General features: G+C 52.0%; 25 protein-coding genes and 5 tRNA genes. 21 read left to right on the top strand and 9 right to left on the bottom strand.

Annotated elements, in window-relative coordinates; all coding sequences use genetic code 11:
* The first annotated feature begins 531 nt into the window (after positions 1 to 531).
* From serA to N24_RS07085, 3 genes are all read left to right on the top strand, one after another.
* The gene (serA, locus tag N24_RS07075) at positions 532 to 2124 is read left to right on the top strand and encodes a phosphoglycerate dehydrogenase (protein ID WP_096455589.1); all 1593 of its coding nucleotides are present in this window, start codon (positions 532 to 534) and stop codon (positions 2122 to 2124) included.
* Between the two features lie 134 nt (positions 2125 to 2258).
* Entirely contained in the window at positions 2259 to 3128 is an 870-nt protein-coding gene (locus N24_RS07080) for a YbjN domain-containing protein (protein ID WP_096455591.1), read from the top strand.
* A 34-nt stretch (positions 3129 to 3162) separates the two neighbouring features.
* Positions 3163 to 4185: a 3-isopropylmalate dehydrogenase gene (locus N24_RS07085; protein WP_096455593.1), complete on the top strand. Its 1023-nt coding sequence runs from the start codon at positions 3163 to 3165 to the stop codon at positions 4183 to 4185.
* A gap of 474 nt (positions 4186 to 4659) precedes the next feature.
* On the opposite strand, the gene N24_RS07090 is transcribed toward N24_RS07085, so the two are convergent.
* Positions 4660 to 5676, bottom strand: coding sequence for an ABC transporter substrate-binding protein (locus N24_RS07090; RefSeq protein ID WP_096455595.1), 1017 nt, complete (start codon positions 5674 to 5676; stop codon positions 4660 to 4662).
* Between the two features lie 175 nt (positions 5677 to 5851).
* Between N24_RS07090 and N24_RS07095 the strand changes: the two genes are divergently transcribed.
* From N24_RS07095 to N24_RS07110, 4 genes are read left to right on the top strand one after another with little or no spacing between them, the layout of a single operon-like run.
* Positions 5852 to 7708 carry a CBS domain-containing protein gene (locus N24_RS07095; RefSeq protein WP_096455597.1) on the top strand — a complete coding sequence of 619 codons (1857 nt, stop codon included), beginning with the start codon at positions 5852 to 5854 and terminating at the stop codon, positions 7706 to 7708.
* A complete protein-coding gene (locus tag N24_RS07100) occupies positions 7708 to 8364 on the top strand; it encodes an exonuclease domain-containing protein (RefSeq protein WP_096455599.1) in 657 nt (218 codons plus the stop codon). Before N24_RS07095 ends, N24_RS07100 begins: the two co-directional genes overlap by 1 nt.
* A gap of 45 nt (positions 8365 to 8409) precedes the next feature.
* Entirely contained in the window at positions 8410 to 9216 is an 807-nt protein-coding gene (locus N24_RS07105) for a fumarylacetoacetate hydrolase family protein (RefSeq protein ID WP_096459893.1), read from the top strand.
* Position 9217: 1 nt separating this feature from the next.
* Positions 9218 to 9817, top strand: coding sequence for a class I SAM-dependent methyltransferase (locus tag N24_RS07110; protein WP_096455601.1), 600 nt, complete (start codon positions 9218 to 9220; stop codon positions 9815 to 9817).
* Positions 9818 to 10311: 494 nt separating this feature from the next.
* Here the strand turns inward: N24_RS07110 and N24_RS07115 are convergent, their stop codons facing one another.
* On the bottom strand, positions 10312 to 11442 hold the full coding sequence (locus N24_RS07115; RefSeq protein WP_096455603.1) for an isochorismate synthase: 1131 nt from the start codon (positions 11440 to 11442) through the stop codon (positions 10312 to 10314).
* 65 nt (positions 11443 to 11507) lie between these two features.
* Between N24_RS07115 and gltX the strand changes: the two genes are divergently transcribed.
* Positions 11508 to 12998, top strand: coding sequence for a glutamate--tRNA ligase (gltX, locus tag N24_RS07120; RefSeq protein ID WP_167382052.1), 1491 nt, complete (start codon positions 11508 to 11510; stop codon positions 12996 to 12998).
* Between the two features lie 93 nt (positions 12999 to 13091).
* On the opposite strand, the gene N24_RS07125 is transcribed toward gltX, so the two are convergent.
* The 3 genes from N24_RS07125 to N24_RS07135 are packed head-to-tail and all read right to left on the bottom strand — an operon-like array spanning position 13092 to position 14738.
* Entirely contained in the window at positions 13092 to 13616 is a 525-nt protein-coding gene (locus N24_RS07125; RefSeq protein WP_096455607.1) for an SRPBCC family protein, read from the bottom strand.
* Positions 13617 to 13662: 46 nt separating this feature from the next.
* Entirely contained in the window at positions 13663 to 14220 is a 558-nt protein-coding gene (locus tag N24_RS07130) for a TetR/AcrR family transcriptional regulator (RefSeq protein WP_231910923.1), read from the bottom strand.
* Positions 14217 to 14738: an SRPBCC domain-containing protein gene (locus N24_RS07135; RefSeq protein ID WP_167382053.1), complete on the bottom strand. Its 522-nt coding sequence runs from the start codon at positions 14736 to 14738 to the stop codon at positions 14217 to 14219. The genes N24_RS07130 and N24_RS07135 overlap by 4 nt, the downstream gene beginning before the upstream one ends.
* A gap of 173 nt (positions 14739 to 14911) precedes the next feature.
* Here N24_RS07135 and N24_RS07140 point away from each other — a divergent pair.
* From N24_RS07140 to N24_RS07180, 9 genes are all read left to right on the top strand, one after another.
* Positions 14912 to 14983, top strand: a tRNA-Gln gene (locus N24_RS07140).
* Positions 14984 to 15022: 39 nt separating this feature from the next.
* Positions 15023 to 15095: transfer RNA gene (locus N24_RS07145), tRNA-Glu, on the top strand.
* A gap of 63 nt (positions 15096 to 15158) precedes the next feature.
* Positions 15159 to 15230, top strand: a tRNA-Gln gene (locus N24_RS07150).
* Positions 15231 to 15269: 39 nt separating this feature from the next.
* Positions 15270 to 15342, top strand: a tRNA-Glu gene (locus N24_RS07155).
* A gap of 818 nt (positions 15343 to 16160) precedes the next feature.
* Positions 16161 to 16233, top strand: a tRNA-Glu gene (locus N24_RS07160).
* A gap of 202 nt (positions 16234 to 16435) precedes the next feature.
* A complete protein-coding gene (locus N24_RS07165) occupies positions 16436 to 17539 on the top strand; it encodes a nuclease-related domain-containing protein (RefSeq protein ID WP_096455609.1) in 1104 nt (367 codons plus the stop codon).
* A gap of 650 nt (positions 17540 to 18189) precedes the next feature.
* A complete protein-coding gene (locus N24_RS07170; RefSeq protein ID WP_096455611.1) occupies positions 18190 to 18438 on the top strand; it encodes a type II toxin-antitoxin system Phd/YefM family antitoxin in 249 nt (82 codons plus the stop codon).
* A gap of 4 nt (positions 18439 to 18442) precedes the next feature.
* Positions 18443 to 18697 (top strand): Txe/YoeB family addiction module toxin, encoded by a 255-nt coding sequence (locus N24_RS07175; RefSeq protein ID WP_096455613.1) that lies wholly within the window; start codon positions 18443 to 18445, stop codon positions 18695 to 18697.
* 105 nt (positions 18698 to 18802) lie between these two features.
* On the top strand, positions 18803 to 19174 hold the full coding sequence (locus tag N24_RS07180) for a carboxymuconolactone decarboxylase family protein (protein WP_096455615.1): 372 nt from the start codon (positions 18803 to 18805) through the stop codon (positions 19172 to 19174).
* 48 nt (positions 19175 to 19222) lie between these two features.
* Here N24_RS07180 and N24_RS16565 read toward each other — a convergent pair whose 3' ends face one another.
* Both N24_RS16565 and N24_RS07190 read right to left on the bottom strand, forming a co-directional pair.
* Positions 19223 to 19777: a hypothetical protein gene (locus tag N24_RS16565; RefSeq protein WP_231910924.1), complete on the bottom strand. Its 555-nt coding sequence runs from the start codon at positions 19775 to 19777 to the stop codon at positions 19223 to 19225.
* 121 nt (positions 19778 to 19898) lie between these two features.
* Positions 19899 to 20081, bottom strand: a complete 183-nt coding sequence (locus N24_RS07190) for a hypothetical protein (RefSeq protein ID WP_096455617.1) — start codon at positions 20079 to 20081, stop codon at positions 19899 to 19901.
* Between the two features lie 93 nt (positions 20082 to 20174).
* Between N24_RS07190 and N24_RS07195 the strand changes: the two genes are divergently transcribed.
* Both N24_RS07195 and N24_RS07200 read left to right on the top strand, forming a co-directional pair.
* Positions 20175 to 20561 (top strand): META domain-containing protein, encoded by a 387-nt coding sequence (locus N24_RS07195; protein ID WP_231910926.1) that lies wholly within the window; start codon positions 20175 to 20177, stop codon positions 20559 to 20561.
* Positions 20561 to 21121, top strand: coding sequence for an HD domain-containing protein (locus N24_RS07200; RefSeq protein WP_096455619.1), 561 nt, complete (start codon positions 20561 to 20563; stop codon positions 21119 to 21121). The genes N24_RS07195 and N24_RS07200 overlap by 1 nt, the downstream gene beginning before the upstream one ends.
* Here the strand turns inward: N24_RS07200 and N24_RS07205 are convergent.
* Entirely contained in the window at positions 21104 to 21811 is a 708-nt protein-coding gene (locus N24_RS07205) for an IclR family transcriptional regulator (protein ID WP_077311966.1), read from the bottom strand. The two genes, N24_RS07200 and N24_RS07205, sit on opposite strands and share 18 nt — an antisense overlap.
* A 253-nt stretch (positions 21812 to 22064) precedes the next feature.
* Here N24_RS07205 and leuC point away from each other — a divergent pair, with 253 nt between their 5' ends.
* The gene (leuC, locus tag N24_RS07210; RefSeq protein WP_096455621.1) at positions 22065 to 23510 is read left to right on the top strand and encodes a 3-isopropylmalate dehydratase large subunit; all 1446 of its coding nucleotides are present in this window, start codon (positions 22065 to 22067) and stop codon (positions 23508 to 23510) included.
* Positions 23511 to 23527: 17 nt separating this feature from the next.
* A complete protein-coding gene (gene leuD, locus N24_RS07215; protein ID WP_096455623.1) occupies positions 23528 to 24121 on the top strand; it encodes a 3-isopropylmalate dehydratase small subunit in 594 nt (197 codons plus the stop codon).
* A gap of 516 nt (positions 24122 to 24637) precedes the next feature.
* Here the strand turns inward: leuD and N24_RS07220 are convergent.
* Positions 24638 to 25648, bottom strand: coding sequence for an NUDIX hydrolase (locus tag N24_RS07220; protein ID WP_167382054.1), 1011 nt, complete (start codon positions 25646 to 25648; stop codon positions 24638 to 24640).
* Positions 25649 to 25876: the final 228 nt, after the last annotated feature.

The raw sequence follows: 25876 nt of genomic DNA on the forward strand, positions 1-25876 counted from the left end.
TGTACCTAGCGTGGAAGTAGCCAGCATTCACTGGGGCAGCGCAATGGATCAGGTCCACCACTTCAAATAATGCAAAAATTCGTTCGATTCTGAGGTCGGACCTCACGCTTGTGGTGAATTTTTGATCAGGATCCTTTCAGGAACAACAATGGCCCCAGTGGTCCCAAAATAAGGGCGCTCCAGAATCGCCCCTAAGCCCTTCAAAGTGCGCTATCCATACTTGGACCCATTTGAAGCAATCCGGCCCCTCAGATCGCCTTTAAATGCGTCGCCCCAAAACAGAAACCTCCCAATGCCCGCTGAATAAAATTCACGCAACCGTATGTGCTGTTTCAAGTGCGCCTTTTTGCATCGTGAGACACCTTTGGGGGTAAATCTCACACCATGAATCCTTGGGTTAGATGACTTATCCGGCAGTGGTGGGTTTAGAATGTTTTTAGTCGCACGCCAAAACCCGGCGTGGACACGTCTGCAGCCGACGCGGTCGTGCCTGTTGTAGGCGGACATTCCTAGTTTTTCCAGGAGTAACTTGTGAGCCAGAATGGCCGTCCGGTAGTCCTCATCGCCGATAAGCTTGCGCAGTCCACTGTTGACGCGCTTGGAGATGCAGTAGAAGTCCGTTGGGTTGACGGACCTAACCGCCCAGAACTGCTTGAAGCAGTCAAGGAAGCGGACGCACTGCTCGTGCGATCTGCTACCACCGTTGATGCAGAAGTTATCGCAGCTGCACCGAATTTGAAGATCGTTGGTCGTGCTGGTGTAGGCCTGGATAACGTTGATATCCCTGCTGCCACTGAAGCTGGCGTCATGGTTGCCAACGCACCAACTTCTAACATTCACTCTGCTTGTGAGCACGCGATTTCTTTGTTGCTGTCTACTGCTCGTCAGATCCCTGCGGCAGATCAGACTTTGCGCGAGGGTGAATGGAAGCGTTCTTCTTTCAATGGTGTAGAAATCTTTGGAAAAACTGTCGGAATCGTCGGTTTTGGCCACATTGGTCAGCTGTTCGCTCAGCGTCTTGCTGCATTTGAAACCACCATCGTTGCTTATGATCCTTACGCAAACCCAGCGCGTGCAGCTCAGCTAGGTGTTGAGTTGGTTGAGTTGGACGAGCTCATGGGTCGTTCTGATTTTGTCACCATTCACCTTCCTAAGACCAAGGAAACTGCTGGCATGTTTGATGCTGAGCTCCTTGCTAAGTCCAAGAAGGGTCAGATCATTATCAACGCTGCTCGTGGTGGCCTTGTTGATGAGCAGGCACTTGCAGATGCGATTGAGTCCGGACACATCCGTGGCGCTGGTTTCGATGTGTATGCAACTGAGCCTTGCACCGATTCTCCTTTGTTCAAGCTGCCACAGGTTGTTGTGACTCCTCACTTGGGTGCTTCCACTGTTGAGGCTCAGGATCGCGCAGGTACTGACGTTGCTGATTCCGTATTAAAGGCCCTTGCAGGTGAGTTCGTGGCGGATGCCGTAAACGTTTCCGGTGGCCGCGTGGGCGAAGAGGTTGCAGTGTGGCTGGATCTGGCACGCAAGCTTGGACTTCTTGCTGGCAAGCTTGTCGACGCCGCCCCAGTCGCCATCGAGGTTGAGGCCCGCGGCGAGCTCTCCACCGAGCAGGTCGACGCACTTGGACTGTCCGCTGTTCGTGGTCTGTTCTCCGGCATCATCGAAGAGTCCGTGACTTTCGTTAACGCACCTCGCATTGCTGAAGAGCGCGGTTTGGATGTCACTGTTAAGACCAACTCTGAGTCTGTAACCCACCGTTCTGTTCTGCAGGTCAAGGTCATCACCGGTGAGGGTGCAAGCGCTACCGTTGTTGGTGCTTTGACTGGTCTTGAGCGTGTAGAAAAGATCACCCGTATCAACGGCCGTGGTCTGGATCTGCGTGCGGAGGGCTTGAACCTCTTCCTTGAGTACACTGACGCTCCTGGCGCACTTGGTACCGTTGGCACCAAGTTGGGTGCTGCTGGCATCAACATCGAGGCTGCTGCGTTGACTCAGGCTGAAAAGGGCGATGGCGCTGTCTTGATCTTGCGTGTTGAGTCCGCTGTTCCAGAAGAGCTGGAAGCAGAAATCAACGCTGAGCTTGGCGCTAGCTCCTTCCAGGTTGATCTGGATTAATTAGTTCCATACTTAAAAACCGCCTTTTTGCTTCTGTGATGATCAGAGCAGGGAGGCGGTTTTACTCTTTTTGGGGCGCGCGCCAGGTAGATTTAATTAAGAAGATTTCGCCTAAGAAAGGTTTTTAAATTACCATGCTGCCTGCAACGCTGACCACTGTTTTAACTTCTGCTGGGCTTGAGCCTCAAGTTGGCTTTGATGCCGTTGTGGTTGAGTCAGCTCATTTCACGTTGACTTTTACTTGGGATGAGTGGTTGCGTGCGACAGCAACATGGGTGGGTGAATTAAGCGCTGCAGATTATGTGCGTTCGATTGTGGCGATAAATTCCGCTCACCAAGCGCGCCTGACTCCGAAAATGGTGTTGGATGCACCGGTGGGGCTTTCAAAGGTGCTCAAGGCGGATGAGGGCGCGTTGGAGGCGTCTGCAATAAATTCTCTACCCATTGGAGAAGAGCTCAGCGAGTCCCAACTTTCCGGTTTCGTGGCCGCAGCATTTGATGGCGCGATTGATCTCACCCGCGAATTCCACGCGCTTTACCCCGAGCGCTCCCCGCGCGAACGCGGCGCAATGCTCAACATTAAGCTTGTCGACGCCACCCCGCAGTCACAAGTCACCCTAGTCCGGGTGGCTAACTGGTTTATGGACCAGGGCGTGGAAGAAGTGCCTTATGATGCAGCGTCTTCAAGGATCAGCTTTGAACTGGGGGATATTCCCGTTGATGTGGTGCTCGACGATCCTGAGCTTTTGAAGATCCAGGCCGTAGTACAAGCCGATCGCGCGGTTGAAGCAACGGAAGTTTTACATTTGTGTAATCGAGCCAATCTCGATTCTGATCATTCGACGATTTTCATGCAGGCAGACGGCGATGATGTGAACTTTGTAGCCACCGTCGCTGTTCCTATTCGTGCTGGTCTAGATGATATTCAGTTGAGTCAAGCACTCCATGATGGGGTAGTGGGGGTTGTTGGTCAAATACAAGCCGTGGTCAATCAGCTACACTAGTAAAGTCCATATAGTGAGAAGGGAATCCCACAACATGAAACTTGCTGTTATTGGTGGAGACGGTATCGGCCCAGAGGTTACTGCAGAAGCCCTCAAAGTTTTGCAGGCCGTCCGCGACGACATTGAGACCACTGATTATGATCTGGGCGCACGCCGTTACCTTAAAAATGGTGAGCTGCTCACTGATGAGGATCTAGCTTCCCTGCGTGATCATGACGCCATTTTGCTAGGAGCCATCGGTGCGCCAGGTTCCGTTCCTCCAGGAGTTCTTGAGCGCGGCCTGCTGCTGAAGATGCGCTTTGCTTTGGATCACCACGTCAACCTGCGTCCATCCAAGCTGTATGACGGTGTCGAGTCTCCACTGCGTAACCCAGGCAAGATCGATTTCGTTGTGGTCCGTGAAGGCACCGAAGGTGCATACACCGGAAACGGCGGAGCAATCCGTGTGGGAACCCCTCATGAAATCGCCAATGAAACCTCTGTTAACACCCGTTACGGCGCAGAGCGTGTCATTCGCTACGCATTTGATCTCGCACAGAGCCGCCGCAAGAAGCTCACCCTGGTGCACAAAACCAACGTTTTGGTACACGGTGGTGGACTGTGGCAGCGCACCGTTGATGAGGTAGCCAAGGAATACCCAGAGGTGAGCGTTGATTACAACCACATCGACGCAGCAACCATCTACCTGGTAACCGATCCTTCGCGTTTCGATGTCATCGTCACCGACAACCTCTTCGGCGATATCCTCACCGATGAAGCTGGCGCTATTTCTGGTGGAATTGGTCTGGCAGCCTCCGGCAACATCGACGCCACCGGCACCAACCCTTCCATGTTTGAGCCTGTGCATGGTTCCGCTCCAGATATTGCAGGCCAAGGCATCGCGGATCCAACTGCCGCTATTTTGTCTGCTGCTATGTTGCTGCGCCACCTTGGTGATGAAGACAACGCAGTGCGCATTGAAAAGGCGATTGCTGCAGATGTCGCTGATCGCGATAACTCTCAGCCAATTTCCACCACCGAGGTGGGAGACCGCATTGTAAAGGCTCTTCAGGCCTAAACCTTTTCAGAAAAACCAGACAGGCGATTCGAATTTTTCTTATCCGCCGTCTGGTTTTTGCGTTTTACCCGGCTTGGGTCAATTATGTGCCTTTAGGAGGTTGCGTCCCTGGACCCGGCATGGACCAGACCAGGAGACCCAGAAAACACGTTTTCGACGTTTGTGGGTCTCTGTGTTTGGTATATCGCGCTGAATACCAAACTGGGAGACCCAGCATTTAAGTTTTTGAAGATTCTGGGTCTCCTGGTTTGGTCGCTCTCAAATTTAGGCCGTTACCTTGAAAAGTCATACCTCCCCAGAAGCGCTTTTAACGGGTTTTCGGAGCTTCATGCACACCATAGCTCATCTAAGGAAACCCGAGGCCTTGAACAAGCGATAAACGGCTATCGCGTATTTTCATGGCAAGCTAGTGCCTATCTAGAAAAGTGGGTGCTTGATCATGCACGCGGGGAGTTAATAAACACTCGTATCTTGTCAGCTGTGGTATGGGTTGAACTCGTTGGTATAAAAATTGTCAAGATTGATATCAATGGGTCCGATTTGTGATTCCACCCAGTCGGACCAAATACTGAAATCACGATCGTTGATCAATCCGCCACGGGTGGATACCCCAAGGCTTCGCCAATGCTGAAATGCCGAGATACGGGAATCTTGGTTGGTGCGTTCCAGATAGTCGAAGTAAACTGCACGGACTTCTTCGCTGGTGTGTGTTTGCTCAAATTCGATTGCTCGAGAGACACCATCTACGAGGTGGGAAATTGTTTCTGGATCTTTTTCAATCAAATCATGTGATACCACTAGGCTGTCGGTGTTTCGTGATCCTAAGAGGTTGACATCCTCCGTTAAGACAGCGAAATTGCCTGTGGCTAGTGCACGTTCTTTAGTGTTATCGCTAACCCAGATCGCATCGACCTGGCCCTGGAGAAGTCGGTCAACCATTACTTCTTCCGCGATAGGCTGCAGGGTAATGCTGGAGATTTCCGAAGGCGTCAAACCTGACTGCTGAAAATGAAGAGCCATCATGGCTGAGCCCAATGAGCCGATAATATTCATGCCGATTGTTTTTCCCACCAAATCGGCGATCTCTGCTATCTCACTGCCATTTTGGACCAATAGCGCGGAGGTGGCATCCTTTGACATGCCGGAACATGCCGCGATCGCTTTGATGGGTGTCCCAGTTGCGACTTGAGCCATGATTAAGCCGTTGAATGCAATGGTAGAGAAGTCGATTTCATCGGATTTCAACGATTGAATAGCCTCAGTGCCGCCTTGAACAGTCCCGACTACCTGGAGCTCAATATTTTCTAGATAACCTAGCGCAGCTGCCAGCTCAACTACGCTTAGGTTTATGTCCGATGTTCGATAACGCAACACCGCTGTGCTGTGCGTGAAAGACTTTGGAGGACTTGGTACACACGAAGTTAAAAGCACCACGCCTAAAAGCGCCGAAACAATGCGGACAAAGGTGGAATGACATAAACGTGGTTCCATGAATAATGCAACTTTCGTCCCAGGAGTCCCAGGCTTACTGGGTGAGAAAAGAATTTAATAACCTTGACCCAAGGTTTCTCATCAAAAACACTTTACATTTTCCTGTGGGCTTTGACAGTAGAAATATCTGTGCAGTTTTCGGATAAAAAACTATTTTTTCTTTTATGGTTGAGTCATGTCGGTTGAACTCGAAGAAATCCGTGATTTCTTAGCCGGATTTGAGCCCTTCGCCCAGTTACCCGCTGAAGAATTAGATCAGTTGCCGGGGAAGATGAGCATGCGTTATTTCCGCAGGGGTGAAGAAATCATTGCTTACGGTGCACCCAATCATTACATGGGGGTGATTAGATCAGGCGCCGTCGATGTTCTTGATGCTGATGGAACCCTGCTTGATCGTCGTGATGCGGGACGATCTTTTGGATATTCCACGCTGGGACCAGAGCGAAATTCACGGTATCGCATGGTTGCTGTGGAAGATTCACTAGTGTTGCGTCTTGCTCGGGATGATTTTGATGAACTGGCAAAGCGAAACCCAGAGTTGAGCCGCTACTATTCCAGCTGGTCAAAGCGTATTCGCGCGGCAGCTGATCAGCTTCGCCAAGAGTCCAGCACCAAGGTGTTGCGTACTAAGTTGGGTGATTTTAAGATCGCTAATCCGATTTCATGCAGCCCTGATACCACCATTCAGGATGCTGCGATCAAAATGGATGAACATGGTGTGTCGTCGCTTTTGGTTCAAACGGATGGCAAGCTCAAAGGCATTGTGACTGATCGGGATATGCGCAGCCGAGTGGTGGCGCAGAATCTAGATATTGATTTGCCAGTGTCCGAAGTAATGACCACTGACCCGCGGTGCGCAACGTCAAAGGCCTTAGCGTTTGAGGCCATGTTGTTGATGTCGGAGCTGCGCATTCACCATTTGCCCATTGTGGATAATGGACAAATCTCCGGCATTGTTACCGCTGCCGATATCATGCGCTTGTTGCGCCACGATCCGATTTATTTAACGGCGGATTTATCGCGCAAAAATACTGTGGAGGAGTTGGCTAATACTTTCCAGTCTGCAGCTGAGGTGGCCTCAAGGTTTATTGATCGGGGTGCCTCTGCGGATGAAGTTAGTAGCCTGCTGACAGTTGCGGCGGATTCACTTGCCCGCCGGCTGCTGGTGTTGGCCGAGCGGAAATTTGGTGAACCACCAGTGCCGTATTGCTTTGTGGTGGTGGGATCCCAGGCTAGGAAAGAAATGGGATTGGCCTCAGATCAAGACAACGCCCTTGTCTTGGATAATTCTTTTGATCAACACAAGCATGGACAATATTTTGCGGACTTGAGCGAATTTGTGTGCCAAGGTCTTGATCAAGCAGGTCAAGTGCTGTGCCCAGGCGATATGATGGCTTCTAATCCCGAGTGGCGTAAAACTGCTGATCAGTGGATTTCTACCTTCTATTCGTGGATTACGGCACCTGAGCCAGAAGCCTTATTGCATGCTCAAACCTTCTTTGATTTTCGAGGCATCTACGGAGATATTGACATGGCCAAAGAGGTGCACAAGAGTGCGGTAAATATGGCTAGGGGAGCACGTCGTCTTCATGCTCACTTGGCTAGCCTTGCGGCCCGGCGCGATCCGCCTTTGGGCTTTTTCCGCGGGCTAGTGGTGGAACGTTCTGGTGAGTATGGCGCCACGTTGGATGTGAAAAAGGGCGGAACTGCTGGCATTGTTCAGATGGCGAGGCTTTACGCGCTGGCCACGGGTAGTAAGGCCATTGGTACTAGGGAGCGTTTGAATGCTGCGGCTGGACATGGGCATGTCTCGCGGAAGGGTGCGCAGGATTTGTTAGATGCTTTTGATTTCTTATCGGCGATGGCGTTCCAGCATCAGGCTCGGTTGATCAAGGTGGGGGAAAAACCCAATTATCATATTGATCCGAAGACCTTGGGGAAGATGGATCGGGAACATTTGCGTGATGCGTTTTCCATTATTAAAGATATGCAGTCGGCGTTAGCTACTAAGTATCCGGTGAGGAATATCTAGTGTGGGGGCGTCGAAAAGCGAAAATTAGGCGCGCAACTGGCGCGTTGGCGGAGTTTTATAAGGTGCCGCGGCCGGGGGCGTCGACAAGCTTAAAAGAGCTGAAACTGTTGGCTGTGGATGTGGAAACGACTGGCCTGAAGCCGCGCGAGCATCAAATTGTGTCGATCGGGTGGGTGCCGATTAATGGCAATGTGATTGATTTAAGTGGCGCGGGGTACGTGGTGATTCGTGGCAGTGAAGGGTTTTCGGTGGGCTCGTCGGCGGTGATTCACCAGCTCACCGATGATGAGATCGCGGCCGGCATCGACATGGAGGACGCGCTAACCCAGCTGCTCAAAGCCCTTGAAGGGCGCGCCATGCTGGCGCATTTTTCACCCATCGAGCGCGATTTTATTTCGGCCGCATGCCTCAAGCATTTTGGAACGCTTCTCGACGTGCCCCTCGTGGACACCTTCGCCATGGAACGCCGCCACATGGAAAGGATGTCCACCTACCCGCGCGGGGAAGATTTACGTCTAGCGCGCGTGCGACAACGCTATGGGCTACCCAATTACTCCAACCACCAAGCATTAACCGATGCGCTGGCGTGCGCCGAGGTGTACTTGGTGCAAATCGCCAACCTTCGGGCGCAAACGCTAAAAGACATTTGGGAATAGGGGTCACCGTGCACACGTATGTACCGAGCGCGTAACATGTCGGTCATGCGTTTTGGACGAATTGCCACCCCAGATGGAATGTGTTTTTGCTCGATTGAAGGCGAAGGAGATGATGTAGCCAACCTCACCGCGCGTGAGATCGAGGGTACCCCATTTACCGAACCTAAGTTCACCGGCCGTGAATGGCCACTAAAAGATGTACGCCTGCTTGCGCCAATGTTGCCAAGCAAAGTTGTTGCGATCGGCCGTAACTACGCCGATCACGTGGCAGAAGTGTTCAAAAAGTCCGCTGAATCCCTGCCACCAACCCTGTTCTTGAAGCCACCGACATCAGTCACCGGACCGGATTCCCCAATCCGCATCCCATCCTTTGCCACCAAGGTTGAATTCGAAGGTGAACTTGCCGTAGTCATTGGCAAGCCATGCAAGAATGTCAAGGCAGAAGACTGGAAGTCCGTTGTTTTGGGCTTCACCATCATCAACGATGTGTCCTCCCGCGACCTCCAGTTCGCCGACGGACAATGGGCACGTGCCAAAGGCATCGACACCTTCGGTCCCATCGGACCATGGATTGAAACCGACATCAACTCCATCGACCTGGACAACCTGCCCATCAAGGCACGCCTGACCCACAACGGTGAAACCAAACTCAAGCAGGACTCCAACTCCAGCCAGATGATCATGAAGATGGGTGAAATCATCGAATTCATCACCGCCTCCATGACTCTGCTCCCAGGCGACGTCATTGCCACCGGCTCCCCAGCAGGCACCGAAGCAATGGTCGACGGCGACTACATCGAAATCGAAATCCCAGGCATCGGAAAACTGGGCAACCCAGTCGTGGACGCCTAACATGAGCCACCACCACGAGCACCGCGCATACGACGAGGTCACCCCAGAATCCATGGAGGACCAATACACCTCCGCGGAACAAATCTGGAGCGGAAACCCCAACCAAGCATTAATTGCCTACCTGGGAGAAAAACCCGCCACCGGCACCGCACTAGATATTGGATGCGGTGAAGGAGCTGACCTCGTGTGGCTATCTGCACGAGGCTACAAAACCACCGGCATCGACTTTGCACCCACCGCCGTGGCACGCGCCAAACAAATCGCAGAACCCGCCGGCGCGGAAGTGCTCTTGGTATCATTCACCGAATTCGCCATCGAATCCGGTCGCCAATTTGACCTTGTCAGCTGCTCATACGGCCAAATCCCAGCCAACGACACCTCCGTTGCACACCTGGAAAGCCTCGTCGCACCCGGCGGAACACTACTGTTTACCCACCACGACTTTGAATCAGAATCCGCAGCAACCCCAAAGTGGTTATCGGAACACCTGAGCAAAGACTTCCAGGTCGACGTATTGGAATCCTTTGAACGCGACGTAAAAACCGGAGCTGGCGCACACCACCACGTGGATATTGTGCTGAAAGCGACGAAAGTTTCTTAAAGGGTTTTTGTTTTTGAAGGTTTTTGAGGGTTTTTAAAGGGTCACTCGTTTGTGCGGGTGGCCTTTTGGGGTTTCTTGGGGTTTGTGGTGGCGTTAAGTTCGAGATCTCACTACCGAGACCACGAGTTCGAGACCTTAACGGCGATTTCTTAAGAGCAATACCTTGAACTCAATTTCTTAACACCGATACCGTGAGGTTTTTGGCTGATTTCCTAACGGTCTCGAACATAAGAAATTGAGTACGAGGTATCGAAAGTGAGATCTCGAACTTAAAAACCGGGAAACCCTAAGCAGGGCTTCACAACCCCAAAGGGCGACTTCACAACAGGCGACTTCACGGTAGCGACTTCTCGTACTCAACTTCACGTCATACGACTTCAGTGCGCAAATCCAGAAAACCATAGCGAAGTCGCCCGATAAGAAGTCGACCACGTGAAGTCAGCGGTTGGGAAGTCGCCCGATAAGAAGTCGATGCCCCAAATCACAACAACCAATCACAATCCCAGTGACCGCATGATTGTCTGGAGTTTCGCGGTGGTTTCATCAAATTCTTCTTGTGCATCTGAGTCGGCCACGATGCCGCCACCTGCCCATGCTCTGGCCCAGGTTCCGTCTCCGGATACTTCGGCGCAGCGGATGGCTACCATGTATTCTCCGTCTCCGGTGGAATCGCACCATCCGACGGCTCCGGCGTAGAAGTTTCGTGGGGATTCTGCTTCTACGATGAGTGCTTCGGCGGCGTCGGTGGGGGTGCCACAGATCGCGGGTGTGGGGTGTGTTCGGATGGCTAGTTCCAGTGCGGTGATTTTGGGGTCTTTGAGGGTGCCAACTATCGGTGTTGCCAGGTGCCACATTTCATTGGTTTTGGTTAACTCAGGGATGGGGGAGGCATCAAATTGTGAGCACAGCGGTTCAAGGATTGTGCGGAGGTGGTTGACCACGTAGGAGTGTTCTTCCAGATTCTTTGCGCTGGCTAGGAGGTTTTTTCCTTGGGCTTCGTCGCGTTTCGGATCAGCTAGTCGTGGGGCTGACCCGGCTAGTGGGTAGGCGGAGATGGTGGAGCCTTGGCGTTTGATGAGTACTTCTGGTGAGGATCCCACCAGCATGTGCCCGTCAAAATTCGTGCCAGCCGGGGTGAGGTCTGCGATGAATCCGTCTTTGTTGTGCGAGTTATCAATCAGGCGCGCAGCCACCAGGAGGGGATCAACAGGTGGGTCAAATGAAATGTCTACGGCACGTGCGAGGACGACTTTGTTTAGGACTGTGTTGTTGATGGTGTTGATCGCTGCATTGACTCGTCGTAAATGCTCAATCGGTGAGGGGTCGATGCCTGCAACTGTGGCGTTAAGCACTGATCCTGGGCCGAACCGGTAGTAGGCATGGGGCTCTAGAGGGCCGTCTTCGCGGATGATGCGTTTGGGGACGGTAAGTGCTGCCGGCTTGTCCCGCTCGAAGGGCAATGCGCCCACCACCATGGCTACGCGGCCTTCTTTTAAGGCGTCGACTGCCTCCCAGGGATCGGTGAATGCCTCCTGTGATCCTTGGGTGCGCACGGACCCGTGACCTCTGGACAAGAGGAAATCTGGGGCGGTGGTGGGAGCAGCTGGGTTGCGGTGGGCAGACATGGTTAGACATTCTAATCCCAGTAGAACTGGGGTAAACGCGCGGGCGGTGGGTGTGGGCTATTAACATGGCCTGCATGACTGATGTTCGTGTTCGTTTCTGCCCATCGCCCACCGGCACCCCTCACGTTGGACTTGTGCGTACTGCGTTGTTCAACTGGGCATATGCTCGCCACACTGGAGGCAAGTTAGTTTTCCGCATTGAGGATACTGATGCTGCCCGTGACTCTGAAGAATCCTATGCTGCCATCATCGATTCCCTGCGTTGGTTGGGAATGGATTGGGATGAGGGTGTGGAAAAGGGAGGCCCACACGAGCCCTACCGCCAGTCGCAGCGCAAGGACATCTATCAGGACGTTTTAAAGCAGCTTATCGACGCCGGCGAGGTGTATCCTGCCTACTCCACCGCTGAGGAGGTTGAGGAGCGCCACAAGGCTGCAGGGCGCGATCCAAAGCTGGGCTATGACAACTTTGACCGCGATCTCACCGAGGAGCAGGTTGCAGCGTTTGAAGCAGAGGGCCGTAAGCCTGTTTGGCGTTTGCGTATGCCGGAGCAGGACTGGAAATGGACTGACCTGGTCCGCGGTGAAGTTGAGTTTAAGTCTTTCACCCAGCCTGACTTCGTGGTGGCTCGTTCCAACGGTGAGCCTTTGTACACGCTTGTAAACCCAGTTGATGATGCATTGATGGAAGTAACCCACGTGCTTCGCGGTGAGGATTTGCTTCCTTCCACCCCTCGCCAGCTTGCCCTGTATGAGGCCCTCAAGCGCATTGGCGTGGCAAAAGCTACCCCAACCTTTGGCCACCTGCCGTTTGTAATGGGGGAGGGCAACAAGAAGCTATCTAAGCGTGATCCACAGTCCAGCCTGTTCAACCACCGCGACAACGGCATCATCCCTGAGGGCATGCTCAACTACCTGGCGTTGCTGGGCTGGTCCTTGTCTTCTGATCAGGACATCTTTGGTGTCGATGAGTTGATTGCCAACTTCGATGTCGCCGACGTGTTGGGCAACCCAGCGCGCTTTGATCAGAAGAAACTTGAGGCAATCAACGCAGACCACATCCGTTTGCTTGAGCCAAAGGATTTCGAAGCTCGCCTGCGCGCATACATGACCGAGTACACCGACTTCCCAGCTGATTACCCAGCCGAGAAGTTCGCGATTGCAGCAGAGCTGGTTCAGACCCGCATCAAGGTGCTCAGCGAAGCCTGGGATCTGCTGAAGTTCCTCGTTACCGCCGATGAGGATCTGGTTCTTAATGAGAAGGCAGCCAAGAAGAACCTCAAGGAAACCGCGGTTGAGCCTCTGAATGCAGGTATCGCAGCGCTGGAGGCAGTGGAGGAGTGGACCACTCCAAATATCGAAGCAGCGTTGACCAAGGCTCTTATTGAGGATCTGGGCCTGAAACCTCGCGTGGCTTTCGGTGCACTGCGCATTGGTATCTCCGGTGAGGCTGTATCCCCACCACTGTTTGAGTCCATGGAGCTCTTGGGCAAGGAATCCACGTTGGTTCGTCTAAAGGCGACCCGTGAGCAGACTCCATACGTGGTCGCTGAATAATCTGATCACAGAAAAACCGCCTCGCCCTCTAAATGTTCCTAAAGGGCGAGGCGGTTTTTCATTTGAAACTAGCAAACCCAACCGAGCAGCAACCTATTCCTGCTCAAGCAGCGCCTTCAACTTACGGTTTGAGTTCTCTTTGATCCGGCTGATGCTGGCCAAAAACGGAACTCCTGGAGATAACACCCCACTAAAAGACATTGATTGATCAACTTCAGTGCGACCATCTTCCAAAGGTTTGAGTTCGATGGTGTCAGTAACGGACAACAACCACCGCGCAATGATCTTCGTTGACCAGGTTAATTCCCGTTCCGGACGCAGCACATCGACGGTAGGGCGAAACTTCAAGGTCAGGCGCTTGGATTCAGGATGCTTAGTTTTCATCTTCAGCTTCATGCCCTGTCTGATTTCCCCAGGCGCCTGAACGTACACGATGTGCTCATTCCACTCAGGTACCCGATCAGCGTCTTCGATGAAATCCCACACTTTTTCCACCGGTGCATCGATCTCAATGGAATTATCTGCGCGAAGGGGGAGTGCACGGCTGACAGCCCAGGAGGATAAAGCGGCTATTCCTGTCCAGAAAATCAGCGGTAACAACAGCGCTGGAAACGGCATCGGGGGAGTTTCCCTTCAATTTAGGGGCTGGAGATCTCCCCATATCCTAGCGCTTTTTAACCTCTTGAACCCCCGACTCGCCAACACTAAACGCCTGCGCGCCGACCTCCCACACACCATCTGCCGGTGAGCCATTGTTGGCACCAGCAAAACGTGCGTCGATCTCCAAGATGGCCATGCCGTGTGCAAACGCCCACAGCGCTTGAGCCTTAATCGGATCTTCACCAGTGACCAGGTAAAACGGTGTGCCTGCCCACGTTTCCAAACCCTCTGGAAGACGATCACGCGGGAACTCTGAACTAGTTAACAACCGGTAGATATTAGGGTTTTCCCTAGCCATTAAGCGATATTTAGAGAGCAGATCCTCCACGCTGTCACAGTGCTCATGCAAGCCCTGCCCCAGCTGAATAAATGCCTTCGTTGCAATGTGCGCAGCAATATCTTCACGCGTTTTCACATGCTTGTACAGCGACGGCGCCTTGATATTTAACTCATTCGCCAACATGCGTGTGCTCACATTCGCCCAGCCATGGGTCTCCACAAGCCGCCACGCGGTATCAATAATGTCTGCTAGGCGACCGGTTGGTGGATCGGGAAAAATCACTGAAATTTACTCTCCACAAAATTTGCAAGCGCTTGATTGGACGCCTCAAATGATGCCCCCAAATCCATAAACAGTGGCGCAAACATTCCAAGAATTCCGGTAAAACTTTCCGATTGCGTCATCCTCGTCCCCGCACCTTCAGGCTCAAGCACAAATGAATGATCACCATCCATCAGCCCCGGAAACGCCACATGCCCCAGCCAGCGCAGCTCGCTAGCGGGTTCCGCCGCGAGCACGGTCGGGGTAAAGCTTATCGACGAACCCCCCTCCTCATTGGTAAACGCCACCGTGTTCCCAACCACTGCTTCACCACTAAGCGTGGTGATGGTGGGATGCCATTGTGGGAAAGACTCCAAATCGCTTAACACCTCCCACACTTGCTCTGGTTGGGCATCGATGGTGATTTCCCTGGTGGTCGTGGCAGGGAAGAGGTGGCTTAAACCAAAGGAGAGGGCAGGTAGAGCTACGACAATTCCTAGTGCAGTGAACAAGATGCGGGAGCGCTTCTTAGTTTTCATCAGCTTCATCTCTCGTGATGATGGTGGGCAACTTCCCTCAAGGCTAACACTGTTAGCCTACTTTGGCTAGAGGGTGTTGCCTGCAGATTTGGCCGTATCGCATGGTTGTGGTTATAGTATTCCTCGTTGAACAGCGCGCCATAAAAGTTATTCGGTGTGTAAGTTTTTAACATTGGCCTATGGTGTAATTGGCAACACAACGGTTTCTGGTACCGTCATTCTAGGTTCGAGTCCTGGTAGGCCAGCTGCGATCAGCTGGATAAAAACATTGATCGTGTCCTAATGCCCCGTTCGTCTAGCGGCCTAGGACGCCGGCCTCTCACGCCGGTAACACGGGTTCAAATCCCGTACGGGGTACTCTGCATCTTTTATTTGCAGTAAGTTTTTAGTTTTACAAGATTTACAATCTTGAAAAACGATTGGCCTATGGTGTAATTGGCAACACAACGGTTTCTGGTACCGTCATTCTAGGTTCGAGTCCTGGTAGGCCAGCTGCGATCAGCTGGATAAAAACATTGATCGTGTCCTAATGCCCCGTTCGTCTAGCGGCCTAGGACGCCGGCCTCTCACGCCGGTAACACGGGTTCAAATCCCGTACGGGGTACAACAGAAAGCATCCACCTTCACTACGAAGGTGGATGCTTTCGTTTTGGTAACGACGTCTGACATCACCCCCGCCCAGGACAAACGTACGGCATGATTGAAATGCGACTATTGAAAAAGCGGGGGTGATGCTTTTTCTTCCATTACATGCTGAATTTCTTAAACCCTTTACCGACATTTCGCTTCGGGTTAAAGTCAGGTTCATACAGAGAAGTTCATAGCCGATCACCGACAGGTTGTTGCTCTAACCAGCATAAATACAACTTTGAAGGCTTCGGAAAGGGCGCTCTGGAGTCAATGGAACCGACCAGTTAAAGGAGAGTGTATGGCAGTAAGTGGAATGAATCAGAAGTTCGGACGCAACGGCGCCGTCCTCCTGGCAGCTGGCATCGCCATAACCAAAGATTCCAAGCGCTAGAGATGCGTGAATCAGGAGCTCGCCTCGACATGACACATCGTTGCAGTCAACTGACACCCAGCTTCTCCACCTTCAGCAACCCACACTCGGCACATTAGGCCCGCAGCGGGCAATAGCGGACGCAACGACGAGAACAATTAACTCGAGTTGACGAAACTTTCGCACAGACGCCGGAAAGCGGTGGCAGCAGGTTGAAGCCACTGAGAGAAGCTACGAGGGTCAGTCAAGAACTACACAACGACCCTTATAAACCCAGACACCTTCATTCGAAACCATTATTCGAAAGAAGGTGTCGTTACAGGTTTAGGGGCTTGAGCCTTGTGAAAATAGGGTGTGACCACACTATTTGTATGAATCGTGTTTCGTGGTTTATTGTTATCAAGTCGTAAAAACACGAACACGCCCCGTTCGTCTAGCGGCCTAGGACGCCGGCCTCTCACGCCGGTAACACGGGTTCAAATCCCGTACGGGGTACAAATAACGCAGCTGTACAAGAATCGAGAATCTTGTACAGCTGCTTTTGCTTTTCTACTGTGACTCCTTGGAGATGCTGAAGGTGGCGTTAGGTCATTTTGGTCCTAAAAATTTCTTGAATTAAGCCCCTTGATCTGGTGACTAATCGAGTATATTTACAACGCGCCTGATTTTAAGTTTCTTCTCAGAAAGGCACCTTCATATGGCTAGATCGATAGGAGAGCCGGGTTTCGGCGTTGTTGACTTTATTGCTGAACAGCGATTCGATCGCGCTCGGGCGGAAAACCGGCAATCCATTCGCTACGGCGCTCCCTCTACCGCCTTAAGTGTATTCACCTTGGCTACGCGCCTGATTCCCGTATTAATTATTACATTATTGGGAGGATGGCTGACAGAAGCACCTTTGTGGACCGTTATATTCTTCATGGTTTCCTGGTACTTTTTCATCCATCGTTATCAAGGCTCATGGAAAGCTACACTGCTCAGTTGGGCAGCAGGACTTGTAGTGGGAGTTGCTGGCTTCGTTAACCTAAGCATTATTGTTGCTGTGCTGGTTTGGGCTGTCTTTACTTGGGTACATGACGGACCCGATATGAAAAAAGTTCGATTCACCACTGGTCCTGTGAAAAAGGATCGCATCAGGGAAGCATTGACCAAGGAAGTCGAAGCTGTTCGACGAGGGGTCGATATTGGTGACACAACTTTTAGTTATGGTGAAGGGATGCTTGTACGCGGGGTTCTTGGGGAAGAACAAGCCGCTAAAGAACTGGAAAAGTTGTCCGTTGACACTGACGTAATTCACGGACTTGAAATCTTTGAGAACGGGCATTTAAAGACTGACATTGATCACCTAGTTCTTAGCTCGAAGGGAACCGTCATGGTGGAAAGTGTCGTGTGGCGAGAGACCCCCGTTTACAAACACCTTATTGATGACCCCGAGTATCTTGAAGGTCCTGGCAACTGGCGGGAAGACACGTGGTACACCGAACCAAACTCTCCGAACTGGGAAATTATCTCGCAAGTAATCACTAAAGGCAGGTACCTGCCCACTGCGCTCGACGCCATCATTATTTCAGTAACGGGTACAGCCACGGAGACCGAATTCGGCACCCGTTTAATGGGGCCACGCCGGATGACGCACTACATTGATGACAATACCTTTCTAGGTCCATTCCCATGTCCGCTTCCGGTCTACGTGGTGGATCAACGCGATTTGGTTGAAATATGCCAAGAGGCGACGGCGGGTCGTGTTACTTCACTTGATGCTCTCCTCGGGGACGGTCGCGTGAGGGTCAAGGGGCAATGAGAGCTGAAGCGCGATAACTCTGCTGAAAAAACGACTAACGCATCAGTTTACTGACTGACCTATTGCAGTTGTTTGCGCGGCTGTTGAAAAGGCAGTTGAAGCATTTATAGCTGACGTGATGAAGAGTTATCGGATGACTTTTAAGGGATGAAGCTTCCGGTTGGATGCTCTATTGTTATTTCAGCGGAAAGGGTACCTGCAGGCTTTTTAACTCCCATTCCAGCTGGTTGAGCACTTTAAGTGACCCTTGTGACTTTAAAAAGCTCTCTACCTATTTTGAGAACCCTGTGCTGCGTTCTTACCCGACTCACGCAACCCCACGATTTAGGAGCCGAAGCTTAAACCACTGGATCTCCCGTCAAGCGTGGAATCTCTTGCTTAGAAGTTTCTGTCATTGTATTGGCTTAACGGTGAGCTAATTCGACGAGCTCTCGTCTCAAATCACTTTTTAAAATTTGATGAAGATCTGATCGTTTCGCTCTAAGTGCCCATACTTACCGGCAATCGATCTTTTTCTCGATCTCACTGTTGGGTGATTCGTCTACTCCTCGAGGGGAATTAGTGACTGTAGTGACAGCGTGCAAGTTTCATTGACACTCATTTTGTAGACTCGTACAATAAATCGGTACAACATTCTTGGAGGTGATTTGATGTCCATTAGTGCAAGTGAGGCACGTAAGACCTTGTTTCCGCTGATAGAGAAAGTAAATAACGACCGTGAAGCAATTGAGATAGTTTCCCGAAAAGGAAATGCTGTATTAATGCCTGCCGATGATTACGCTGCATGGCAGGAAACAGCTTATCTATTCCGTTCGCCGGCGAATGCACGCCGGCTGTTAGATGCATATGAGCGCGCTACCGAAGGAGTCTTTGAAGTCCACGAGCTTGATACGGAGTAATCTGATGCGACTCGTATGGGATCGTGCTGGATGGGAAGACTATATTTTCTGGCAGACTACGGATCGCAAGGTGCTCAAGCGTATAAATACGCTCATTGAGGCATGTCTGCGTGATCCTTTTGGAGGGATAGGAAAGCCTGAGCAATTAAGGTATGGGGCACGAGGGGCGTGGTCACGTCGGATCACTGAGGAACACCGTCTGGTTTATATTGTTAAAAACGATGATTTAGTAATCCTTCAAGCCCGTTACCACTACTAGATCTCGGTATTACCGGGATCTTTTGTTTATGATTCTGACCTGCACTTTTTCTGATATGGTGGTGGCGCTTAAGTCATTACTTGTGTTAGGTAAAGGGGAGATCTCATGGAACTGAGCATGGACAAGGGTAATAAGTTCGTGGAAGAGACGCAGTCGCCAGAGAGTGCTGCTGCATGGAAGAAGCAACTAGATGAGTTCGCGCCAGGCTCCTCCGATTGGGTTGTTGGTGCGGTATTCGGTGGCACATATCAGCGTGAGGGGCTTGAGCTTCGTGATCGCCAGATGCTGAATATGGCAGCCCTGGCTGCGATGGGTGGGGTGGAGCCTCAGCTAACTGGCCATATTAAAACTGCCGTGGATGTTGCGGGCATGAGCAAAGAAGAAGTAGCGGAGTGTTTCGTGCACTTGATGCCATATATTGGCGTGCCAAAGACGCTTGCTGCAATGCGGTGCATGAAGGCAGCCCTCGAGGGATAAACAAAATGTTCCTATACCCAAGCGTCACCTGGCATAGGAACGTTTTGTTTAGTAGAAATGCACTGAGGCGTTGTTGCCACCTCGGCAGGAAACCAGGGCATCTCCGCGTTGGCTACAGGTGAGATCGTAGGTTTCTCCGGTAGTGGGGCTTGTTGCTGTGACCGTGGCGGGTAGATGGTCGCGGATGTTGTCGGTGGTGGGGTTGAGGTCGTCGACAAGCTCATGGTGGACTGCGCTGACGAACTCGCAGCTGGTGTTGCTACCTGCTGCCCACACGTTTGTTCCGTAGCCATCACCGTAGATGCACACGGTTGCGTCTTCGCCGTTGAGCGAAAATGGTGAGCCAACACCAATTCCGGAGTAGGGAAGATCGGCATTTTCGACGGGCTCATCGACGTTAGCTGCGGTGGTTGCTTCTGTTGAAGTTTCTACAACTTCGGTGGTGTGTTGCACCGTTTCAGTTTCAGAAGCAACGACGGTTTCCGTGGTTTGGGACGCAACGGGGCTTTCGGTGGCTCCTGTGCTTTCCGTGGAAGAGCATGCAGAAAGCGTAAGCAGTCCAATTGATCCAATGACAAGAGCTACATTCTTGTGGTGTTGCATCGGTTTCTCCTTGAGGTAGGTTCTCGAGTTGGCTGATGCACTTTCCACCGTAGTGTTTTTGGCTAAAGAAAAACAGCAGAATGTACATATTTATGTAGATTCTGCTGGTTAAAACGATGAATTATTGCTGCGCTGGTTGGTGGTACTCCGGTGGATTGGAGGAAATGGTGGTGTCATAAGACAGGTATGCTCCGCCGCCGGATAAAACTCCTAGTACTGCAAGGCCAGCGATCACCGGGATGGTGAGCTTCTCGTTGATCGAGCCAATGAAGAGTTGAAATTGATCATTAAGTGTATCTAGCATGGTCAATCCTGTTCTTTGGTGATTGGTTGTGTATACCAAATCATATGGTATAAAGGTGGTTTTAAGTGCGGATTTGTCACTACTGTTGAGAGTATGAGAAACCAAAGCCTCAAATACGTCAGAGTGCTGCTGGTTGGCGCTATGTGTCCCTTGCTTGCTTCAACGGTGTTGGGGTGTAGCTCGACAAGTGATGCGCCTACTTTTGAAGGAACGTGGGGAAGTAGTGAGCCGCCGCAGCCTGAACTGACGTTGGCAGAAGATGGATCGATTAGCGGGACAGATGGGTGTAATCGCCTGATTGGTTCGTGGGAATTAGTCGATCAGCATGTGGAATTGTCTCCGCTGGGAAGCACCATGATGTTTTGTGAAGGGGTAGATGCCTGGTTGGGTTCTGCAACTCGTGCAGAAATTGAAGGCGATTCACTCCATCTGTTTGATCAAGATGGAACAGAGATTGGAACGCTATCAAAGCAGGATTAATGGATCTTTCACCTCGTTTAAGGCGTGCTCTTAATATAGCTGCCGTAGCTCACCGCGATCAGGTTCGAAAAGGAAGCGGGATTCCTTATGTCTCGCATGTGTACGCGGTGATGTTTTTGCTCAGCCAGGTCACTGATGATGAAGATGTGTTAATTGCCGGATTGCTGCATGACACCTTGGAAGATGTGCCTGAGAAATACAATGCTGTGCAAATGGAACAGGACTTTGGGGTAAGGGTTCGTGAGCTGGTTGAGGATTTGACCAAAATTGAGCATCCCAGCTGGCAGGTTAGAGCCGATGCCTACATCGAGCATTTGGAATTTCATGCATCGAAAGAGGCAGTACTGATTTCTACGGCGGATAAACTACACAATCTCATGTCGATTTTGGATGATTTTGATGAGATCGGGGAGCACTTGTGGCAGCGGTTTAATGCTGGGAAGAAGCAGCAGCTGTGGTGGTATACGGAAATTTTGCGCGTATCCACCGTGAGGTTGGGGGAAAACCAATTGAATAAACAGCTGGGGGAAAGCGTCGAAAAGCTAAAGAAGAGCGCCTAGGCGCTCGGCGGCGTCGATAAGCTCGGTGCCCCACATGGCTGCCGGATGTGGCTTGAGGCGCTCTGCGACGCCGGAGATGGACAGCGCGGCGATCATGGAGCCGTTGGCGTCGAACACGGGGGAGGAGAGGCTGGCGAGGCCGAGTTCGCGCTCGCCGACCGATTCCGCCAGGCCGGTGGCGCGGACCTGATCAAGTTCTTCACGCGTGAATGAAGCGGCAGATGGAATGGGGAGATAAGCTGCGAAAACGCGGGCTGCGGATCCTGCATTTAACGGCATGCGCGTGCCGACGGGCACCACGTTCTTCAAACCTGATTGTGGCTCTTGGCTGGCCACACAGGTGCGCGTGGTGCCTGTCAGGCGATAAAGTTGAACGGATTCGCCGGTGCGTTCCATTAGTTCAGCCATGATTGGTACGGCGGTATCAATCAATGTGTCGGCGCCACGAGCCCCAAGGGAAGCAAGTCGCGCACCGATGGTCCAGCGGTTATCCCTGGATCGAGCGAGCATGCCGTGGACCTCAAGCGCTGATGCTAATCGGTGAGCGGTGGCGCGGGGGAGGTCTGTCGCTGCTGCAAGCTCTGCAAGCGAGCGAGGTTGCTCCGCAATAGCGTTGAGGACCAAAACGGTGCGGTCTAGAACCTTGATGCCGCTTTCGGTGGTGTCGTCGATAATATCTTGCTGTCCCATTCTTTGAATCTAACATTTCATAGAGTGAGACGCGTGCACGTTGGGGTTGAAACGTTTTAGAAATCCCTTCTGCGCAGGGGTGCTGGATATAGTGTGAGGTAAATCTTAAACGCAGGACGTGACATTTTTGGCACGTTTTGGGTTATACTGTCTCAGACAACGAAATTCTTGTCCCACATTGTGAGATTTACTTGCTGGAATGTGGTCCGAGAATTCCTGAAATTTTTTACGCACTGTAAGGACGGTGAGTTCCATGACCAGCCCCGTGGATAACAGCACCTCAACTGAGAAGCTGACCCTGGCAGAAAAGGTGTGGCGCGACCATGTCGTGTCCAAGGGAGAAAACGGTGAACCCGATCTTCTCTACATCGACCTGCAGCTGCTGCATGAAGTAACCTCACCACAGGCATTTGACGGCCTGCGTATGACCGGCCGTAAACTGCGCCACCCAGAACTGCACCTAGCCACCGAAGATCACAACGTGCCCACCGAAGGCATTAAGACCGGCTCCCTGCTGGAAATTAATGACCAAATCTCGCGCCTTCAGGTATCCACACTGCGCGACAACTGTGAAGAATTCGGCGTACGACTGCACCCTATGGGCGATGTCCGCCAGGGCATCGTGCACACCGTTGGCCCACAGCTGGGTGCAACCCAGCCAGGCATGACCATTGTCTGCGGTGACTCCCACACCTCCACCCACGGTGCTTTTGGTTCCATGGCTTTTGGTATTGGTACCTCAGAGGTTGAGCACGTCATGGCAACCCAAACCCTGCCACTGAAGCCTTTCAAGATCATGGCCATTGAAGTATCTGGTGAACTGCAGCCAGGTGTGTCCTCAAAGGATCTGATTCTGGCGATCATCGCAAAGATCGGTACCGGTGGCGGACAGGGCTATGTTCTGGAATACCGCGGCGAGGCAATCCGCAAACTGTCCATGGACGCTCGCATGACCATTTGCAACATGTCCATTGAAGCTGGTGCACGTGCTGGCATGATCGCACCTGATCAAACCACCTTTGACTATGTTCAGGGCCGCGAAATGGCACCAAAGGGCGCTGACTGGGATGAAGCAGTTGCCTACTGGAAGACCCTGCCTACTGATGAAGGCGCAACCTTTGACAAGGTCGTAGAAATCGACGGCTCCGCACTGACCCCATTTATCACCTGGGGAACCAACCCAGGCCAAGGTCTGCCACTGAGTGAATCTGTACCAAGCCCAGACGATTTCACCAACGACAACGACAAAGCAGCCGCTGAAAAGGCACTGCAGTACATGGACCTGACCCCAGGAACCCCACTGCGTGACATCAAGATCGACACCGTCTTCTTAGGATCCTGCACCAACGCCCGCCTGGAAGACCTGCAGATCGCCGCAGATATCCTCAAGGGTAAGAAGATTGCGGACGGCATCCGCATGATGGTCGTGCCATCCTCAACCTGGATCAAGCAAGAAGCAGAAGAACTCGGCCTGGACAAGATCTTCACCGACGCAGGCGCTGAATGGCGCACCGCAGGTTGCTCCATGTGCCTTGGCATGAACCCAGACCAACTCAAGCCAGGCGAGCGCTCTGCATCAACCTCCAACCGAAACTTCGAAGGACGCCAAGGCCCTGGAGGGCGCACCCACCTGGTATCCCCAGCAGTTGCAGCCGCCACCGCACTTCGCGGAACCCTGTCCTCACCTGCAGATCTTTAAAGGAAGGCCACAATACAATGGAGAAATTTACCACCCACACCGGCGTTGGCGTTCCACTGCAGCGATCCAACGTAGATACTGACCAGATCATCCCAGCGGTCTACCTCAAGCGCGTTACCCGCACAGGATTTGAAGACGGACTGTTTTCCAACTGGCGCAACAACGATCCTGACTTTGTTCTTAACACTGAGACCTACAAAAACGGATCCGTGCTTATTGCAGGTCCTGACTTTGGTACCGGATCCTCCCGTGAACACGCCGTTTGGGCACTCATGGACTACGGTTTCCGCGCTGTCTTCTCCTCCCGATTCGCCGATATTTTCCGCGGCAACTCAGGAAAAGCAGGCCTGTTGACCGGCATCATGGAACAATCCGACATTGAACTTCTGTGGAAGCTCATGGAACAAACCCCAGGTCTGGAACTCACCGTGAACCTGGAAAAGCAGCAGGTCACCGCAGGCGATGTTGTGATCAGCTTCGAAGTTGATCCATACATCCGCTGGCGTTTGATGGAAGGCCTCGACGATGCAGGTCTGACCTTACGCAAGATTGATGAAATTGAGGCATACGAGGCCAAGCGTCCTGCGTTTAAGCCACGCACCAACGTTTAATTTCTATCAAAAACCGAAAGCACCCCGCGCTGTGTTTAGCAGCACGGGGTGCTTTCATATGTCGATTAACGCGGCTGACATATAACTGCTGGGTTTTTCGCGATCTAGTTGGGGCAGCGTCGTGGAACCAGCGCATGCGACCAAATCCAAAGAAGCGCATACGGTTCTTGGTCGCCAGATGAAATTTACAGGCCGGGATCTCGCCATATCCGACCAAAAATTTCCACTGAAGTGGCTGAATTGGTCTCCAGATGAAATGAAGCTCAACACTTAAATATTGGGCTAGAAAAAGTGACCTCACAGGATCGTCTCTCAAGCCCTTTGAGGCCTTCGGCGATACAAATACCCATTTGGAAGTTTCGGGCTCTTAAACGGCCTGTTAAACGCGATTGTTTAAAAACTCCAGGTGATTTAATACAAGGGGGCTGCAAAACAGGTTCTGACAACCAAAAACATGCCCCAAAAAGCATAAAAGTACCTCTTCAGAATTGCTTCTAAAGAGGCTTAAACGTACTGCTACTTAACCGGCAGTGGACTTGCCAAATAATCAGCACCGGTGAGCACACCATCGTGGAAGCTTAACACCCACACGCTGCCTTTTTTCGTCTTAATCTTCTCATTGATCGGCAGTGTGCCATTTTCTGAAAGCCATGCGATCATCTCCGGAATGATGGTGCCCTGTCCAACGATCATGGGCACGCCTCCTTGCGCAACCACATCAGCGAAGCGCTTCTTGCAGGCCTCGGGATCACTTGCCCAGGCGTCGTCGCCGAACAGTCGGTTGACGGACACATCGAGGCCGAGTTCGTCGGCAAGCGGAAGTGCGGTGGTTTGGCAGCGATCGGGTACCGCCGAATAAATTGCGGTCGGCTTGAAAGGCAAGACCATAGGCACCAGCATTTCTGCTTGTCGACGCCCCTTTTTGTCCAACGGGCGCTTATTGTCATCACCAGCCCACGTTTGGCGACCATGTGCATGAGCATGACGAACATACAATACTCGCGTGGTTGTTGGGGTGCGGAACCGTTTAGCAGCCTTGGCTAAAACCTCGGTGTCAACTTGGTAGCTAAGAAGTTCACATGCCTCATCTACCGGCAGCCATCGGATTTCATCAACCTCATCGTTTGGAACAAACTCGCCACCCAAGACCTGCGCAGTCCAGTAGTAGACCACCTTGGTGCGATCTAAAACAGGGTAGGTGACTTTGCCAATGAGTTTTCCAAGACGGATCTCATATCCTGTTTCTTCCAGGATTTCTCGAGCCGCTGTTGTTGGGATGGATTCGCCTGGATCTACTTTGCCTTTGGCTAGTGACCAGTCGTCATAGTGGGGGCGGTGGATGACAGCAACCTCGATGTCATCGGGGTTGGTGATATCACCGCGCCACAACACTGCACCAGCAGCGAGGGTGGGGCGAGTAAATTCCTCTGTTGGGCGCGCAGGGATCTTTTGCAGGCGGCCATTGATCAGCATTGCTGAGTCTTGGTCTTTGTCCACCTCATGAGGCTTGTTGTTCTTGAGTGCCATTGGGTGTGATTCACCTTTCGCGTTGTGGTGCACACAATCTTCAAGTGGTTAGAAAACCTGAATAGAAACGCGCACGTAAGTGAATGAAAAACTACTTCTTCCTATTGTTCACCAGAGCTACCGTCAATGCACATTTTGAAGCGGGCGTGTGGCGACATTTTTCTTCAATCCTGCCTCGATAAGTTCAAGAACCTTTCAATAACGGCACGTTTGCATGCGGTGGCATTG

Origin of the sequence: Corynebacterium suranareeae, assembly GCF_002355155.1 — a bacterium.
GTDB lineage: Bacteria > Actinomycetota > Actinomycetes > Mycobacteriales > Mycobacteriaceae > Corynebacterium > Corynebacterium suranareeae.

What these genes read in the sequence shown, in the direction of transcription:
- N24_RS07080 (WP_096455591.1), top strand. Translation starts at nt 2,259, where the DNA reads ATGCTGCCTGCAACGCTGACCACTGTTTTAACTTCTGCTGGGCTTGAG.
- N24_RS07085 (WP_096455593.1), top strand. Translation starts at nt 3,163, where the DNA reads ATGAAACTTGCTGTTATTGGTGGAGACGGTATCGGCCCAGAGGTTACT.
- N24_RS07090 (WP_096455595.1), bottom strand. Translation starts at nt 5,676, where the DNA reads ATGGAACCACGTTTATGTCATTCCACCTTTGTCCGCATTGTTTCGGCG.
- N24_RS07095 (WP_096455597.1), top strand. Translation starts at nt 5,852, where the DNA reads ATGTCGGTTGAACTCGAAGAAATCCGTGATTTCTTAGCCGGATTTGAG.
- N24_RS07105 (WP_096459893.1), top strand. Translation starts at nt 8,410, where the DNA reads ATGCGTTTTGGACGAATTGCCACCCCAGATGGAATGTGTTTTTGCTCG.
- N24_RS07110 (WP_096455601.1), top strand. Translation starts at nt 9,218, where the DNA reads ATGAGCCACCACCACGAGCACCGCGCATACGACGAGGTCACCCCAGAA.
- N24_RS07115 (WP_096455603.1), bottom strand. Translation starts at nt 11,442, where the DNA reads ATGTCTGCCCACCGCAACCCAGCTGCTCCCACCACCGCCCCAGATTTC.
- gltX (WP_167382052.1), top strand. Translation starts at nt 11,508, where the DNA reads ATGGCCTGCATGACTGATGTTCGTGTTCGTTTCTGCCCATCGCCCACC.
- N24_RS07125 (WP_096455607.1), bottom strand. Translation starts at nt 13,616, where the DNA reads ATGCCGTTTCCAGCGCTGTTGTTACCGCTGATTTTCTGGACAGGAATA.
- N24_RS07135 (WP_167382053.1), bottom strand. Translation starts at nt 14,738, where the DNA reads ATGAAAACTAAGAAGCGCTCCCGCATCTTGTTCACTGCACTAGGAATT.
- N24_RS07165 (WP_096455609.1), top strand. Translation starts at nt 16,436, where the DNA reads ATGGCTAGATCGATAGGAGAGCCGGGTTTCGGCGTTGTTGACTTTATT.
- N24_RS07170 (WP_096455611.1), top strand. Translation starts at nt 18,190, where the DNA reads ATGTCCATTAGTGCAAGTGAGGCACGTAAGACCTTGTTTCCGCTGATA.
- N24_RS07175 (WP_096455613.1), top strand. Translation starts at nt 18,443, where the DNA reads ATGCGACTCGTATGGGATCGTGCTGGATGGGAAGACTATATTTTCTGG.
- N24_RS07180 (WP_096455615.1), top strand. Translation starts at nt 18,803, where the DNA reads ATGGAACTGAGCATGGACAAGGGTAATAAGTTCGTGGAAGAGACGCAG.
- N24_RS16565 (WP_231910924.1), bottom strand. Translation starts at nt 19,777, where the DNA reads ATGCAACACCACAAGAATGTAGCTCTTGTCATTGGATCAATTGGACTG.
- N24_RS07190 (WP_096455617.1), bottom strand. Translation starts at nt 20,081, where the DNA reads ATGCTAGATACACTTAATGATCAATTTCAACTCTTCATTGGCTCGATC.
- N24_RS07195 (WP_231910926.1), top strand. Translation starts at nt 20,175, where the DNA reads ATGAGAAACCAAAGCCTCAAATACGTCAGAGTGCTGCTGGTTGGCGCT.
- N24_RS07200 (WP_096455619.1), top strand. Translation starts at nt 20,561, where the DNA reads ATGGATCTTTCACCTCGTTTAAGGCGTGCTCTTAATATAGCTGCCGTA.
- N24_RS07205 (WP_077311966.1), bottom strand. Translation starts at nt 21,811, where the DNA reads ATGGGACAGCAAGATATTATCGACGACACCACCGAAAGCGGCATCAAG.
- leuC (WP_096455621.1), top strand. Translation starts at nt 22,065, where the DNA reads ATGACCAGCCCCGTGGATAACAGCACCTCAACTGAGAAGCTGACCCTG.
- leuD (WP_096455623.1), top strand. Translation starts at nt 23,528, where the DNA reads ATGGAGAAATTTACCACCCACACCGGCGTTGGCGTTCCACTGCAGCGA.
- N24_RS07220 (WP_167382054.1), bottom strand. Translation starts at nt 25,648, where the DNA reads ATGGCACTCAAGAACAACAAGCCTCATGAGGTGGACAAAGACCAAGAC.